This is a genomic window from Treponema succinifaciens DSM 2489 (assembly GCF_000195275.1).
Classification (GTDB): domain Bacteria; phylum Spirochaetota; class Spirochaetia; order Treponematales; family Treponemataceae; genus Treponema_D; species Treponema_D succinifaciens.
In genome coordinates, this window is sequence record NC_015385.1 from 467,966 (window position 1) to 482,935 (window position 14,970).

14 protein-coding genes and 2 tRNA genes are annotated in these 14,970 nt (G+C 38.3%); 15 read left to right on the forward strand and 1 reads right to left on the reverse strand.

Features of this window, described 5'->3' with window-relative positions; all coding sequences use genetic code 11:
* Positions 1–179: 179 nt before the first annotated feature.
* The 15 genes from TRESU_RS02205 (at position 180) to TRESU_RS02275 (ending at position 14,549) form a co-directional block, all read left to right on the forward strand.
* Positions 180–1,337, forward strand: a complete 1,158-nt coding sequence (locus tag TRESU_RS02205) for an ISAs1 family transposase (protein WP_245535656.1) — start codon at positions 180–182, stop codon at positions 1,335–1,337.
* Between the two features lie 108 nt (positions 1,338–1,445).
* On the forward strand, positions 1,446–2,192 hold the full coding sequence (locus tag TRESU_RS02210; RefSeq protein WP_013700688.1) for a hypothetical protein: 747 nt from the start codon (positions 1,446–1,448) through the stop codon (positions 2,190–2,192).
* Complete coding sequence (locus tag TRESU_RS02215) at positions 2,193–2,798, forward strand: penicillin-binding protein activator LpoB (protein ID WP_013700689.1); 606 nt, start codon at positions 2,193–2,195, stop codon at positions 2,796–2,798.
* Between the two features lie 68 nt (positions 2,799–2,866).
* Complete coding sequence (locus TRESU_RS02220) at positions 2,867–4,273, forward strand: COG3014 family protein (protein WP_013700690.1); 1,407 nt, start codon at positions 2,867–2,869, stop codon at positions 4,271–4,273.
* Positions 4,261–5,295, forward strand: a complete 1,035-nt coding sequence (locus TRESU_RS02225; RefSeq protein ID WP_013700691.1) for an LPP20 family lipoprotein — start codon at positions 4,261–4,263, stop codon at positions 5,293–5,295. The genes TRESU_RS02220 and TRESU_RS02225 overlap by 13 nt, the downstream gene beginning before the upstream one ends.
* 47 nt (positions 5,296–5,342) lie before the next feature.
* Positions 5,343–5,415: transfer RNA gene (locus tag TRESU_RS02230), tRNA-Asn, on the forward strand.
* 181 nt (positions 5,416–5,596) lie between these two features.
* Entirely contained in the window at positions 5,597–7,567 is a 1,971-nt protein-coding gene (gene htpG, locus TRESU_RS02235) for a molecular chaperone HtpG (protein ID WP_013700692.1), read from the forward strand.
* Positions 7,568–7,666: 99 nt separating this feature from the next.
* On the forward strand, positions 7,667–8,398 hold the full coding sequence (locus TRESU_RS02240) for a GTP pyrophosphokinase (protein ID WP_013700693.1): 732 nt from the start codon (positions 7,667–7,669) through the stop codon (positions 8,396–8,398).
* A 195-nt stretch (positions 8,399–8,593) separates the two neighbouring features.
* The gene (locus tag TRESU_RS02245; RefSeq protein ID WP_013700694.1) at positions 8,594–8,968 is read left to right on the forward strand and encodes a metal-dependent transcriptional regulator; all 375 of its coding nucleotides are present in this window, start codon (positions 8,594–8,596) and stop codon (positions 8,966–8,968) included.
* Between the two features lies 1 nt (position 8,969).
* Positions 8,970–10,409 (forward strand): argininosuccinate lyase, encoded by a 1,440-nt coding sequence (gene argH, locus TRESU_RS02250; protein ID WP_013700695.1) that lies wholly within the window; start codon positions 8,970–8,972, stop codon positions 10,407–10,409.
* 22 nt (positions 10,410–10,431) lie between these two features.
* On the forward strand, positions 10,432–11,202 hold the full coding sequence (locus TRESU_RS02255; protein WP_013700696.1) for an amino acid ABC transporter substrate-binding protein: 771 nt from the start codon (positions 10,432–10,434) through the stop codon (positions 11,200–11,202).
* Between the two features lie 67 nt (positions 11,203–11,269).
* Positions 11,270–11,944, forward strand: coding sequence for an amino acid ABC transporter permease (locus TRESU_RS02260; RefSeq protein ID WP_013700697.1), 675 nt, complete (start codon positions 11,270–11,272; stop codon positions 11,942–11,944).
* On the forward strand, positions 11,928–12,686 hold the full coding sequence (locus TRESU_RS02265) for an amino acid ABC transporter ATP-binding protein (RefSeq protein ID WP_013700698.1): 759 nt from the start codon (positions 11,928–11,930) through the stop codon (positions 12,684–12,686). The genes TRESU_RS02260 and TRESU_RS02265 overlap by 17 nt, the downstream gene beginning before the upstream one ends.
* A gap of 69 nt (positions 12,687–12,755) precedes the next feature.
* Positions 12,756–12,829, forward strand: a tRNA-Asp gene (locus TRESU_RS02270).
* A gap of 70 nt (positions 12,830–12,899) precedes the next feature.
* Complete coding sequence (locus TRESU_RS02275; RefSeq protein ID WP_013700699.1) at positions 12,900–14,549, forward strand: putative manganese-dependent inorganic diphosphatase; 1,650 nt, start codon at positions 12,900–12,902, stop codon at positions 14,547–14,549.
* Between the two features lie 6 nt (positions 14,550–14,555).
* On the opposite strand, the gene TRESU_RS02280 is transcribed toward TRESU_RS02275, so the two are convergent.
* On the reverse strand, positions 14,556–14,909 hold the full coding sequence (locus TRESU_RS02280) for an Hpt domain-containing protein (RefSeq protein ID WP_013700700.1): 354 nt from the start codon (positions 14,907–14,909) through the stop codon (positions 14,556–14,558).
* Positions 14,910–14,970 lie beyond the last annotated feature (61 nt).

The following is a 14,970-nucleotide window of genomic DNA, read 5'->3' on the forward strand; positions in this document are numbered from 1 at the left end:
CCCCCCGCGGTTTCCAGCACCTTTGTTGACATCCTGCCGTTTTGAATTATGCGGGTAATGAAAAATAAATTCTATTTTTTTAACTTGTACTTAACTGTTTTTTTGCTTGACAATCAGGGCAAACGCATGTAAAAATTTTTTGTTTAAATCTCTAAACTACTATTTAAAAAATGCACAAAATGGTAAAATTCCCCTTGGGTGGAATTATGCTTTTAAGAGAAAGTCTGGAAGAAATAGACGATTTTAGAGTAAAAAGGTGCAGGAAGTTTGAACTGGCTGATATTTTCCTGCTGGTTTTGTTCGGGCTGCTAAGCGGCATCAAGGACATTGAGCACATAGCTGAATGGGCGGAGGAAGCGGAAGAGTCCATCAAGGGGCTGGTGAAGTTTGAGTTCGGTCCGCCAAGTGCCGACACAATTCTCCGGGTTTTCAGAAATGTGAACGCAGATAAAATCGAGAAAGTTTTTATAAAGTGGGCTCATGGAATTTACGAGAAAGTAAAAATTGAACCGGACAGAACAATTGTTGCCATCGACGGAAAGACGATGTGCGGCTCAAACAAGGTCACGGGAGCAAAGGGAATTCACATTGTAAGTGCATGGGCAGATGAACTGTCCCTCATTCTTGGGCAGGTAAAGACAGATGAAAAGTCAAATGAAATCACTGCAATTCCTGAGCTTCTGGAACTGATTGATATAAGGGGAATGATAATCACAATCGATGCAATGGGCTGCCAGAAAAAAATCTGCGAGAAAATTAAGGAAAAAAAAGCAGACTATGTTCTTTCTTTGAAAGGAAATCAAAGCACGACACACGAAGCCGTAAAAGACTTTTTCTCTATGGATGAAAAGGAGCTTGCAAAATACGGAGTTATAAAAAGCGAAAAGGAATGTAATCCTGACCATGGACGAATTGAAAACAGGCAGTATTACCTGTGCACGAACCTGTCGTGGCTGGAGAATAAAGATGAGTGGCCGGGACTTAAGGCTGTTGCCATGGCACGGGAAGAACGGACTGTAAATGGAAAAACTTCCACAGACATCAGGTTTTTTCTAACTTCACTTGATAACATTGAACTTGTGAAAAAATCAATTCGACTACACTGGGGAATTGAAAACCGCCTTCACTGGTGTCTTGATATGACTTTCAATGAGGACTACAAAAGGCACCGAAAGGATCATAGTCCGGAAAACATGACAGTTATGCGCCGGCTTGCATTAAATATCTTACGCCAAGCAGAAAAACCGGAGAATAAAAAACAGGACAGTTTAAGCAAGCGCACGATCTGGTTTCGGGAAAACCGCCAGTTCCGCCAAACGGTTTTAAGGCTCCTTTAAAATTTCACACTTTCTGTAATTTTATCAGAAAGTGTTTTTACATGCGTTTGCCCTGGCTTGACAATGCTTCAGTATTTATAATACTATTTCTAAATTGGAGGTTTTAAATTGAAAAACTTAGTTAAATGTGTAGCTGTTGCTTTTTCAGTAATAGCACTTGCTTCATGCGGAACAACAAAAGAAACTGTAAAAGTTGTAACAGGTGCTTATGAGCGTTTGGATTGGCAGGGAAGAGCAACTGGAGCAGAAGTGCCGAATTGGGTTGTTGCTGTGGGTGACAATAATAAAAGACAGATTGTAAAAGAGCTTGATCTTGATGGCTATATGGTTTGGAGTTTCAACTCAAACGGACCGGATTTGGATTTTCTCCAGAACTGGACAGACAAAGTTGAACTTCAGAGCAATGTTGCACAGTCTATCAGCACTTCAATTGGACGCGCTACAGAAGCTTCTTTGAAATCAGAGCAGAGTATTGATACTACAAAAAGCGACAAGGCTCTCAAAGATGTTACAACAGTTCTTTCAAATGTACGTGTAAATGGTCTTGAAAAAATTGCTTCATACTGGATTAAGAGCCGCTTCTCTGAATCTGCAAAGCCAAAGGCTGATTCTGATTACAAGACAATGTATACTTACTATTCTGTATGGGCTTTGAAGACCGATTTGTATCAGAGACAGATTAATGCAGCAATGCAGGATCTTCCTGAAAACACAGCACAGGATCCTCTTCTTATGAAACTCATTACAAGATCAATTGAAAAGACAATTCTTAATGAAGATTCAAGTGTTAGTTCTGTATCTTATGACGCAGAAACAGATACTGTAACTTATGAAGAGCCTGGAGCTGAATTCTAAATGAAGAAGTTTGCTTTTTTGTTTGCAGCTGTTTTCACTGGTCTTATAATGGTTTCATGCGGAAGTACAAAAGTTTCTCGCGTTGATTCTGATGAGGTTATTGATTTAGACGGCTACTGGAACGAGTCTGATGTCCGCATTGTTTGTGATTCTCTTATTGAAGAATGTATAAGTTCTCCTAGAATTGCAAAATTTGAAGGACAGCAGGGGCGTGCTCCAGTTGTTATAATTGATTCTATACGCAATCAGAGCAGCGAGCATATTGATACTTCGATTGTTGAGAAGAAATTTCAGACTGCAATAATTAATTCTGGTGTTATGGAATTTGTTTCTAGTAGCACAGAAAGACAGGCACTTAGAGAAGAAAAGGCTGATCAGGCTGACCATTCAACTTATGATACTGCAAAGGAAATGGATCAGGAAACTGGAGCTGACTTCATGCTTAAAGGTTCTGTTAAGACTATTGTTCAGTCCGCTGGCGACAAAACTGTAAGAACTTATTATGTTTATGCAGAGTTGCATGACATTAGAACAAATAAAATTGTTTGGATGGCAGAAAACGACAGCATAAAGAAAGTTATTAAACGTCAGAAAGCAAAGCTCTAGTTTGCACAAAACAGGCATCTTCGGAAATTTTCCGAGGATGCCATTTACTTTAAATCGGAGACGTTTTTATGAAAAAGCTCTCGCTTCTTTCTTTGCTTTTTGTATTTTTTTTTCTAGCTGGATGCGCTTCTACAAAAGTTGACTTGGAAGCCGAAAAATATTTTTCTGAAGGAAATTATTCAGCATCTGCATCCGTTATTCAAAAATCAATAAATAAAAAAAATCCGCCGATAGACAAAGCTCTTGATGTGGCGATTCTAAATCATTATTCAAAAAATTATTTGCAATCTTCAAAGGACTTTAACAAAACTGATCGCCAGATGGAAGATGCTTACACAAAGAGTATCTCAAAATCAACAGGTGCGGCTTCTTTGAATGAAAATATTTCCGATTATACTGGAAATGTTTACGAATATCTTTTGATAAATGCATTTAATTCTTTGAACTATTACAACATGGGTGAATTTGATGAAGCTCTTGTTGAAATCAGAAAGATTGAAAATAAACAAAAAGAATATATTTCAAAATACGGTGAACTTGCTTTGCAGGACTTGGACGTAGACACTGAAACTCTTACTGAATCTGCAAAAACAATGAACGTGAATATGCGTGAAGTTTATAGGCAGACTCCGCGAAAACCTACGGAAGATGACATCTACAAAGATTCTGCATTTGCGCATTATCTTGCTGCTTTGATGTATATTAAGGATAAAAGCGGAACTCCAGAACTTCATGTCCGCGAATATGAGGCGATAAACCGAGGCATAAAATGCGCTTCTTTGCGTGATGACTTGAAAATTCCTTCTGGAATGGGAAGATTGGATTTCGTTTCGTTGGCTGGAAAAATTATTCGCCGTAAAGAAGGAACTGTTTATTTTCCAAGTTTTGCGGCGAATGGAACTCCGATTTTTTTAACTTCTGTAACGATTGGAGACATTACGATTCCGGCTTTTAGACTGAAATATGTTTATCCTTATGTTGAAGCGGATAAAAACGGCAATCTTGTAAAGCCTAGTGATTCAATTTCTTCTATAAAAGTTACGCTTTCTGATGGAAGCAATGATCGCCTTAACCTTATTGAATGGTTTGACGAAGCTGTTCAAAAAGATGTTGCTTTAAGAGCACGCAAGGATTTTATAAGAAGCATATTCCGTAGTACAACAAAAAAAGCTGCCGCTGTAACATCTGCCGCTGTTGCCATAAGAGCTACTCCTGAAAAGTTTCGGTCAATTACAGAAATTGCGGTTACAAAAGCTCTTGACGCTGTGGATTTAGCTGAAACTGCGGACATTCGTCAGTGCCGCTATTTCCCGAGCTTTGCAGCTGGCGGTGGTTTTACTTTAAAGCCTGGAGTTTATTCAGCGAAAGTTGAATATTTTGATACAAATGAAAATCTTGTCGGAACAGAAACTTTCGAGAATTTGGAAGTAACTGCTGGTCGTCCGACTATTGTGGAGTCAATATGTATAAAATAACTAATTTTTTTGCATTGCTTATTTGCGGAATTTCAGTTTGTTTCGCTGCCCGCGTAAAAGAACCAACTTGGGTGAGTGTTCCGAAAAAAGTTTACAATCCTGAAAAATATCTTTCTTACGTTGGAAAAGCAAAAGATAAATCTCAGGCAGAACTTCTTGCGGTAGAAGGAATTGCTTCTGTTTTTGAGCAGGATGTTGCTTCTGCTTCTGTGTCTTCTTCAAGAATGGAACAGGCAAGTAATGAAGGAAAAGTTGCAATTGCAAAGTCTCAGAATTTCAATTCAAAGATAATGCGGAAAGTTGACGTTGACTCTCTTGTCGGCATTGAAATCAAAGAATATTGGACTGATGCTGAAAAAAACATTTATGTTATTGCGGTTCTTGACAAGCCGAAAACTTCGCTCCTTTATTCCAATATGATTGAAAAAAACAATGCGGAAATCAAAAAACTTTTGAACGCCAAAACAGACGATGAATTTTCTTTTGAAAATTATGCGCGGATTGACTTTGCACGTGAAATTTCTGTTTTAAATGAAAAATATCTTTCACGCCTTTCTGTTATTGATTTTGACAAGGCTTCAGAATTGGAAAAGCAGACTGTGAGCGCCGCTGATATAAATGCGATGCTTCTTCAGATTGCAAAGCAAATTCCAGTTTATGTTTATTTTCAGAATGATTCTGACGGCAGAGTTCGTTCCGCTTATGCAAAAATGCTGAATTCGTTTGGCTTTAGAACTTCGCAGGAAAGAAATGAACGCTATTCGTTTACAGGAAGCATGAACTTTGAGCAGAATATTCCAAAAGACAAAAGTTCTGTTCAGTGCAGATATACTTTTAAAGCTGATTTGAAGGATTCTGCATTTGCGCAAAATCTTTTTACACTTTCATTTGACGGAAGAAATTCAAGCAATTCTTATTCTGATGCACAGAACCGTGCTTTGCGTGCTATTGAAGCTCGTGCCGCTGGAAATTCTACAGAAGAATTTAGGAAATTTTTGCAGAATATTGTAGTTCATTATTGACAAAAAAATACATTTTCTGTAATATACTTATACATTCGTAACCGAATGCTCCCTTAGCTCAGTCGGTAGAGCAATGGACTGTTAATCCATGTGTCGCTGGTTCAAGCCCAGCAGGGGGCGCATATAAGACAGCTAATTTGGCTGTCTTTTTTGTTTTAAATTTACAGTTAAAATTTGTTTTTTTCTTGAATTTTTATTATATTTATTGGCAATCAAAAAATTTTAAAATATAGAACTTTTTTTCGCTTAATTTCTTGCTTTTATTGCAGATTTTCAGCCTGAAAAGTTTTGGAGTAAAATCATGGCAAAATATCAGTTTCAGACGGAAGTTAATCAGCTTTTAAAACTTATCATTCATTCAATGTATTCAAACAAAGATATTTTTCTGCGTGAAATTGTTTCAAACGCTTCAGATGCGTTGGACAAATTAAAATATCTTACGGTTTCTGATGATAAATATAAGGATGTTGCTTTTAATCCTCGCATAGACATTTCTTTCAATGAAGAAAAAAAGATTCTTTCAGTTCAGGATTCAGGAATCGGAATGGACGAAGAGGATCTTACAAATAATTTGGGAACAATCGCGCGTTCTGGAACAAAAGCCTTTATCGATATGCTTTCTAAAAATGGAAGCGGCTCTTCGGATTTGATTGGGCAGTTTGGTGTTGGTTTTTACAGTGCATTTATGGCGGCGAGCAAAATTGATGTTTACACAAGGAAAGCTGCTGGCAACGGAAAAGTTTTGCATTGGTCAAGCGACGGAACAAATTCCTATGAAATTGAAGAACTCACGGAAAAATCAGAAGCTTACTGTCAGTATGGATTTGACAAATCTGAAACTGTTGGTTCCGTTATTGAAATTCATTTGAATGACGATTCCAAAGATTATGCTTCAAGATGGAAAATTGACGAGCTTATAAAAAAATATTCAAATCATATTGCTTTCCCGATTTATCTTCATTATGTTCAGACAAAATACAACAAGGACGGAAAGGCTGAAGGAACTGAAAATAAAGTTGACCAGGTAAATTCTGCCAGCGCGCTTTGGAAGCGGAACAAGAGCGAACTTAAAAAAGAAGATTACAATGATTTTTATAAGACAATCAGCCATGATGGAACAGATCCGCTGATGTACGTTCACACTCATGCGGAAGGAACTCAGGAATACACGACTTTATTTTATGTTCCACGCACTGCGCCGTTCGATATGTATCAGGCTGACTACAAAAGCGGCGTTAAACTTTATGTAAAGCGTGTTTTTATAACTGATGATGACCGTGAGCTTTTGCCGTCTTATTTGCGTTTTATCCGCGGTGTTATTGATTCGGAAGATTTGCCTTTGAACGTGAGCCGTGAAATTCTTCAGCAAAACAGAATTCTTGAAACTATAAAAACTCAGTCTGTAAAAAAACTTTTAAGCGAATTCAAAAAGCTTGGTGATGAGGCAAAAAAGCTTGAAGCAAAAACTGAGATTTCAGATGGTGAAAAAGAAACTCTTGAAAAATGGCACGATTTTGTAAAGTCATACAATCGTCCTTTAAAAGAAGGTCTTTATTCTGATTTTGCAAACCGTGATGAAATTGCAGAGATAATACGTTTTAAGTCAACTGCGGATGAAGGCAGTGGTGAAAACAAATGGACAAGTTTTGCCGATTATGTTCAGCGCATGAAACCTGATCAAAAATCAATTTACTATATCAGTGGAAGCGATGAAAAAAATCTTCGTTCTTCTCCTTTGCTTGAGGCTTATAAAAAGAAAGGATTTGAAGTTCTTATCATGGCGGATGACATAGACGATATTGTTATTCCTGCATACGGAAAATACAAGGACTTTGAGCTTAAATCAGTTAGTCGCGCCGGAAGTGATGAAGAGCTTGGAGTTGACAAGGAAGAAGCTAAGAAAAAAGAGGAAGCTTTCAAGCCTGTTCAGGAAAAAATAAAGAAAGCTCTTGAAGGCCGCGTAAAGGATGTTGTTCTTTCAAAGCGTCTTTCTGACAGTCCGAGCTGCATTGTTGTGGACGAGAATGATCCGAGCCTTCAGATGGAACGTATGATGAAAGCGATGGGACAAGGCGGCGGAGATTTTGTAAAGCCGATTCTTGAAATAAATGCGGATCACGCAATTGTAAAAAAACTGGAAGGTCATGTTTCAGAAGATTTTGTAAAAAATGTAAGTGAAGTTCTTCTTGATCAGGCGCTTCTTGTAAGCGGCGCGGAATTAAAAGATCCTGCTGATTTTGTAAAATCACTGAATTCTTTGCTCGCTGAATAAAATTGTATGCAAAAGGCTTTCTGGTTTTCCTGGAAGGCTTTTTGCTTTTTTTATGAGAAATTATTTGTAACGATAATTGCGCATTTTTATTTTTTAGATATGGAAAAAATTGAAACTCCTGATGAATATTTAGTGGAACACGACAATGATCATTTGCAGGGAAAAGAGCTTGCAAAAATTTCATCATTGAATGAAATCAACTCGATGAATCCTAATGATTTTATAAAGATGGCTTTTGAATTTCAGAAGCTCATGATGATTTACGAAAGCGCAATAAAGCAGGTTGTTACAAAACTTGAAATTTTAAACAAAGAATATAAAGTTACAGGCAGAAGAAATCCGATTGAAACAATAAAATCCAGAATAAAATCACCTGAAAGCATTGCCGAAAAACTTGAAAAACGAAAATTGCCGTTTACATTTGAGTCTATGACAGAAAATCTTACGGATGTTGCCGGTGTTCGTGTAATCTGTCCTTACATTTCGGATATTTACACTATAAGGGATATTCTTTTAAAGCAGCCGGACATAAAGCTTTTGAAAGAAAAGGATTACATAAAAGAGCCCAAGAAATCCGGCTACAGAAGTCTGCACATTGTTGTTGAAACGATTGTTTATCTTTCGAATACCGAGCATAGGGTTCCAGTTGAAATTCAGCTTAGAACAATTGCAATGGATTTTTGGGCGAGTCTTGAGCATGAACTTAGGTACAAAACTGAATCTCATATTCCAGCCGGGATTCGCCGTGAGCTTTTGAGATGCGCGGAAACAATCGCAATGACTGACCGTGAAATGGAAGAAATTGCAATTGAGCTTCAGGCTTTGGATTGATCTGCTGGCTATTTCTTTTGAATTCTTGATATTACTAGAAAACTTTTTTTTTCTATAGTATGATGTGTTTGTCTTAGAAATTTCCGTTTGGCAATTTTTAGATGAAAAATCTTATATCAACTGCGCATCTTCATTTGATTGCGGATGTGCTTAAAAAGTCAAGATTTTTTTTCGTTGGCTTTTTGGGAGATTCAATTGTCAGAATTACACGAGTCCGGTGAAGACTATCTTGAGGCAATTCTCAGATTAAAAGAAGAAAATGGAGTTGCAAGGTCCGTTGATGTTGCAAAGCGTCTTGGTGTTTCCAAGCCTAGTGTTAGCCGGGCGATGAGCATTTTGGGCGAAAACGGATATATTACAACTGGCCACATCGGTTCTCTTGAGCTGACTGAAAAAGGGCAGAAAAAAGCCGAGTCCGTTTATGCGCGCCATGTTCTTCTCACAGATTTCCTTGTAAAAATTACTGGCGTTGACAAAGCTCATGCGGAAGAAAATGCGTGCAGAATTGAGCATGATATTGATGAAGATATAAAAGACGGAATTCAAAAGTGGATGGAGCAAAATAAATAAAATGTCAGACGTAAATGAAAAAAATCACGGCACATTGACTGGCGATAATCATGCTGCTCTTTGGAGCGGAAGATTTACAGAAGGTCCGGACGCCGCTGCGGTTGAGTTTGAGACTTCTATCCGTGTTGATGAAAGAATGGCTCTTGATGATATTCACGGTTCGATTGCCCATGCGCAAATGCTTGGCGAACAGAAAATAATTTCAAAATCAGAAAGCTCTGAAATTGTAAAAGGCTTAAAGTCGATTGAAAAAGATTTGATTTCCGGCGAACTGAAAATTGACTATAGTGCGGAAGATATTCATTCATTTGTTGAAGCCGTTCTTACAGACCGCATTGGTGAGCCTGGAAAAAAACTTCATACAGGGCGTAGCCGAAATGACCAGATTGCGTTGGACGAACGTCTTTATTTGCGTCGCATGATTCCCTGCATCCAGAATGAAATTTTAACTCTTATAAAAACACTTTCTGAAATCGCTTCAAAAAATAAAAAATCCTTGCTGACCGGCTATACTCATATGCAGCATGCCCAGCCGGGAACTTTGGCTCAGCATCTTTTGGCATGGGCTTCTATGCTGGTGCGCGACTGGGAGCGTCTTGAAGATTCTCTTAAGAGAATTGAAAAATCTCCTCTTGGCTCTGGAGCTTTGCAGGGAAGCACTTTGCCTCTTGACCGCGAGCTTGTTGCAAAAAAACTTGGATTTTCCGGAGTTACTGAAAATTCTTTGGACACAGTTTCTGACAGAGATTACTGCATAGAATTTACTTCGGATTTTGCGTTGCTTCAAAGCCACTTAAGCCGGATGTGCGAAGAAGTTGTTTTGTGGTCAACAACAGAATTTTCATTTGTTGAGCTAAGTGAAAAATGGTCAACCGGCTCTTCAATTATGCCGCAGAAAAAAAATCCAGACTTTGCTGAATTAATCCGCGGAAGAACAGGAAAAGTTTACGGAGATTTGATAAATCTTCTTACAATGGTAAAAGGCCTTCCGCTTGCCTATGACAGGGATTTACAGGAAGACAAAGAGCCTTTGTTTGATGCCTTTGACACTGTTGAAGCGAATTTAAAAGTTTTTACGGCAATGGTTTCTTCTGCAAAATGGAATCTTGAAAAAATGGCGTCAAGCTGTGAAGGCGGCTTTGCAAATGCCACGGATTTGGCAGAGTATCTTGTGCGCAAAGGGCTTCCGTTTAGAACTGCGCATGGAGTTTCTGCAAAAGCTGTCCGCATGGCAATTGATGCGGGGCTTTCAAAAATTGAAGATTTGTGCCTGGAGGAATTTAAAAAATGCTCTCCGCTGATTGAAGATGACGTTTATGAAATTCTTTCACCAGAATCCTGTGTGGAAAACAGAAAGACAATCGGCGCACCTTCTTCTGAATCAACTTCAGTTCAAATAAAAGCTTTGCTTGCGTTTTGTAAAAAAAGCTTAAAAAAATAATTTTATAAAAGGAGTTTTCAAAATGAAAAAAATTGTTGCAGTTATTTGCGGACTTGTGGTTTGCCTTTCAATGGCGAGCGCAAAAAAGAAATCATCTGGAAAATTTGTTCTTGGGCTTGATGATTCATTTCCGCCGCTTGGATTCCGCGATAAAAATAATGAAATTGTAGGCTATGACATTGACCTTGCGCGCGAAGTTGCTTCTCGCCTTGGACTTGAACTTGTTTGCCAGCCGATTGACTGGTCTACAAAAGAAATGGAGCTTAACACTGGAAAAATCGACTGCATTTGGAACGGACTTACTTTAACTGAAGAAAGAAAACGCGCAATGGCTTGCTCTGAGCCTTACCTTGCAAATGCGCAGGTTGTTGTTGTCCGCAATAATGGTGAAATAAAATCACTTTCGGATTTGAAAGGAAAAAAAATCGGAGTTCAGGCTGGTTCTTCTGCACAGGAAGCAATTGACGGTGCGCCGGATTTCAAAAAAAGCCTAAAGGAAATCGTTGAGTTCAAAGAAAATGTTACTGCTCTTAACGACCTTGAATTTGGAAATCTTGATGGAGTTGTAATGGATTTGGTTGTTGCAGGATATAGCATTACGCAGGGAAAAAAGCCGCTTGTTATTCTTGATGAAACTCTTGCTCCTGAAGAATACGGAATTGCATTCAGCAGAAAAAACAAGTCCCTTCGCGATAAAGTTCAAAAAACACTTTTGGAAATGCAGGCTGACGGAACTGTTGCGAAAATTTCAACAAAGTGGTTCGGCTCTGATATTTCCACAATCGGAAAATAATTATATTTTGTAAAATGCTTTTGCGTCTGGAAAAATTCCGGGCGCATCTTTCTAAAGTAAATTTTAAATGATTGAATTTTTATCTGAATATTTTCTAAGAATCAAAATCGGAAAACTTCTTGCTGTAATGCTTCAAAGCACTTGCGTCAGTTTGGAAGTTTTTTTTCTTACTCTGATTTTTTCTGTTCCGCTTGCGCTTTTTATTTGCTTTGGAAGAATGTCGGCTGTAAAAATTGTGGCTGGAATTACAAATCTTTTTCTGCTGATAATCCGCGGAACCCCTCTGATGCTTCAGCTTATTTTTGTTTACTTTGCGCCCCAGATGATTTTTGGAATTGGCTTTGACAGATTTACGGCTGCGATTGTGGCGATGGTTATAAACTATGCGGCGTATTTTGCGGAAATTTACCGTGGAGGAATTCAATCCATTCCGTTTGGCCAGTATGAAGCTGCAAAGGTTTTGGGCTTTACAAAAAATCAGACTTTCTTTCGTATTATAATTCCGCAAGTTGTGAAACGTATAATTCCGCCGATGGGAAACGAAGTTATTACTCTTGTAAAAGATACTGCGCTTGTTCAGGTTCTGGGCGTGGCGGAACTTTTTCATGTTGCTCAGACTCAGAGCGGACGGCTTGTTAGCGTTATGCCTCTTTTTATTGCAGGCGTTTTTTATTTTATAATGAACTGGGTTGTTTCTAAAGCATTTGATTTCACGGAGAAAAAACTTGGCTACTACAAATAGTGAAATTATAAAAGTTGAAAATCTGAAAAAAAATTTTAGCGGACTAGAAGTTTTAAAGGGCGTTTCATTTTCTTTGCACAAGGGCGAAGTTCTTGGAATAATCGGTCCGAGCGGAAGCGGAAAGTCCACATTGCTTCGTTGTGTCTGTCAGCTTGAAAAAATTACGGACGGTTCAATTTCTATTTGCGGACAAAACATGGTTACGGACGGCGTTTATGTCGATAAAAAAACTTTGAGAAAAATCGGCTTGAACGTTGGACTTGTGTTTCAGAATTTCAATCTTTTTCCACATTTTTCAGTTTTAAAGAATATTACTGAGGCGCAGAGAGTTGTCCTTGGAAAAGAAAAGTCCGAAGCGGAAGAAACTGCGATTTCACTTTTGAAAAAAATGAATCTTGAGCAGAAAGCGTCGTGTTATCCTTGCGAACTTTCTGGCGGACAGCAGCAGCGTGTTTCTATTGCGCGCGCATTGGCACTTAAGCCTGAAGTTTTGTTTTTTGACGAGCCTACATCTGCTTTAGATCCTGAGCTTACTGGAGAAATTCTTGCTGTAATCCGTGAACTTGCCGAGGAAAAAATGACAATGGTTGTTGTTACTCATGAAATGTCTTTTGCCCGGGACACAAGCGACACAATTATTTTTATGGACGGCGGAGTTATTGTTGAGCAGGGAAAAGAAGTCATTGAAAATCCAAGGGAAGAACGCACAAAGCTTTTCTTGAAGCGTTTTAATGAAAAATAAGTTTTTTGTGTTTTTAAGAAAAGCTATTGACAATATAAAGTGCTTTTTGATATGATATTATCACCTTTTGGGGTGTTAGCGAAGCTGGTTATCGCGCTGGCCTGTCACGCCGGAGACCACGAGTTCGAGTCTCGTACATCCCGAAGTCAAGCATCTGTTTTTATACAGGTGCTTTTTTTTGCCTTGGTGCTATCATGTTGTTGAGAGGAATTTATGACAAATAAAGTTTACATAATCGGACACAGAAATCCCGATACTGATTCAGTTGTTGCAGCTGCTGCTTATGCAAGGCTCAAGCATCTTCTTGGAAAAAAAGAATACATTGCTGCCCGCGCTGGAAAATTAGCTCCGCAGACAGAATATATTTTCAAGAGATTTAAAGTTGAGCCGCCTGAATATATTCCGGATTTGATTCCTAAAACTGAATATTACATGAGCGGAGAATATTCTTCTGTAGATCAGGATGTTCCGCTTTGGAATGCTGTGGACAAAATGATAAGCACAAATTCTTCTGTTCTTCCGATTGTCAATGTGGACGGAACTTATCAAGGACTTTTGAATTACAATGCGTTTGCCTTGAATTCATTTAAAATTCTAAGTCCGAAAAAAGATGACATTTTTTTAACAAGCATAAAGCTTATAGAAAAAACTTTGGGCGCAGTTCCGATTGTGGAATTTAACGCTGACGATTATTTTAAATGTTCTTTGATGGTTGGCGATGACGATGCTGATTCTTTTAAGAGCCTTCTTTCTGAGCACAAAAGTGAAAACATTGTTGTTATTACAGGCGACCGTGAAGATATTCAGAAAATGTCAATTGAAGCAAAAGTGCGCGCGGTAATTGTTACAAAAGATTACGTTATAAAAAAAGAGCTTAGAGAACTTGCCCGCGAAAATAAAGTTTCAATTATTTCCGGCCATGATAGCACTGTTGCAACCGCGATGCTTGTAGAATATTCATCTCCTGTAAGTTCTATGGCTGACACAAAAATTCTTCCAGTGAAGGCAAGCGATACAGTGCAAAAAATCCGCGCCCAGCTTGCGCAAAGTCCCACCAGATGCTTGCCTGTTGTTGACGATGATTTTAAAGTTATCGGAATAATCAGTGAAAGCGATTTGCTGCACGAAGCGAATATTCAAGTTATTTTGGTTGATCACAATGAGCCGCAGCAGGCAGTTGAGGGAATTGAAAATTATATAATTAAGGAAATTATTGACCACCACAAAATAAATACGTTTGCAACCCGGATTCCAATTAATTTTATAAACAAGGCTGTCGGCTCAACAAGCACGATTATTGCGAATCTTTACCGCGAAAACAGAATTTCAATTCCGAAAGACATGGCTTCAATTCTTTTATGCGGAATTCTTAGCGACACTTTGATTCTTCAGTCTGCGACGACAACCGAATATGATGTTCTTACCGCTGAATATTTGAGCAACATTACCGAGCTTGACATAAAAACTTTGGGAAACGACATTATAAAAAGTGGAAGCCACATAGACGGACGTTCCGCGGAAGAAGTTGTGCATCAGGATATGAAAGAATATTCTGAAAACAAATTCAAATATTCTGTGAGCCAGATAGAAGTTGACAGCACTCGTGAAATTGTTGAGCGCAAAAAAGAATTCCTTGATTGCCTTGAACAGGAACGAAAGTCGAAAGGAGCTTTATTCAGCGCGCTTCTTGTAACGGACATAACAAAATTGAGCTCGATAATGTTTTTGGCAAGCGATCCAAAATTTGAAGCCGTCATAAATTTCCCGAAACGTGATGAGCATATTTATTATATGAAAGATATTGTTTCGAGAAAAAAACAGCTGATTCCTTTGCTTTCTGAATTGACTGCAAAAGTGAATTAAAATTTTCTACAGATATTTTTTTATTGTTTCTACGATTTTATTCTGAACCGGAAGAATTTCCTGAAGCTTTGCTTTTGCTTCTGGAATTTTTCCTTGGCGCAGAAAGTCTGTAATTTCAGTGTAAGATTTGTAAAGCGGAGTTACAGAAAGATTTCCTGCGTTTCCTTTTAATGTGTGCGACTTGGAAATTGCATTGCTAAGATTTCCACTTGCGATGTCTTGCTCAATTCCGCTGTTCTGTTCAATTGAATCTGGAAATTTTTTCAGCATCATTTCCAAAAGCTGGCTGTTGCCCATAAACCGTTCAAGCGCAGAGTCCATGTCGGCGCCAAGATTTTTCAATTCATTTATCAAATCCACAAAATCCCTCCAGAAAAAATAAAAATTATTTTACTAGATTAAATTTCAAGTTTTTGTAAAA

What these genes read in the sequence shown, in the direction of transcription:
- TRESU_RS02255 (WP_013700696.1), top strand. Translation starts at nt 10,432, where the DNA reads ATGAAAAAAATTGTTGCAGTTATTTGCGGACTTGTGGTTTGCCTTTCA.
- TRESU_RS02225 (WP_013700691.1), top strand. Translation starts at nt 4,261, where the DNA reads ATGTATAAAATAACTAATTTTTTTGCATTGCTTATTTGCGGAATTTCA.
- TRESU_RS02260 (WP_013700697.1), top strand. Translation starts at nt 11,270, where the DNA reads ATGATTGAATTTTTATCTGAATATTTTCTAAGAATCAAAATCGGAAAA.
- TRESU_RS02240 (WP_013700693.1), top strand. Translation starts at nt 7,667, where the DNA reads ATGGAAAAAATTGAAACTCCTGATGAATATTTAGTGGAACACGACAAT.
- TRESU_RS02215 (WP_013700689.1), top strand. Translation starts at nt 2,193, where the DNA reads ATGAAGAAGTTTGCTTTTTTGTTTGCAGCTGTTTTCACTGGTCTTATA.
- htpG (WP_013700692.1), top strand. Translation starts at nt 5,597, where the DNA reads ATGGCAAAATATCAGTTTCAGACGGAAGTTAATCAGCTTTTAAAACTT.
- TRESU_RS02275 (WP_013700699.1), top strand. Translation starts at nt 12,900, where the DNA reads ATGACAAATAAAGTTTACATAATCGGACACAGAAATCCCGATACTGAT.
- TRESU_RS02220 (WP_013700690.1), top strand. Translation starts at nt 2,867, where the DNA reads ATGAAAAAGCTCTCGCTTCTTTCTTTGCTTTTTGTATTTTTTTTTCTA.
- TRESU_RS02205 (WP_245535656.1), top strand. Translation starts at nt 180, where the DNA reads ATGGTAAAATTCCCCTTGGGTGGAATTATGCTTTTAAGAGAAAGTCTG.
- argH (WP_013700695.1), top strand. Translation starts at nt 8,970, where the DNA reads ATGTCAGACGTAAATGAAAAAAATCACGGCACATTGACTGGCGATAAT.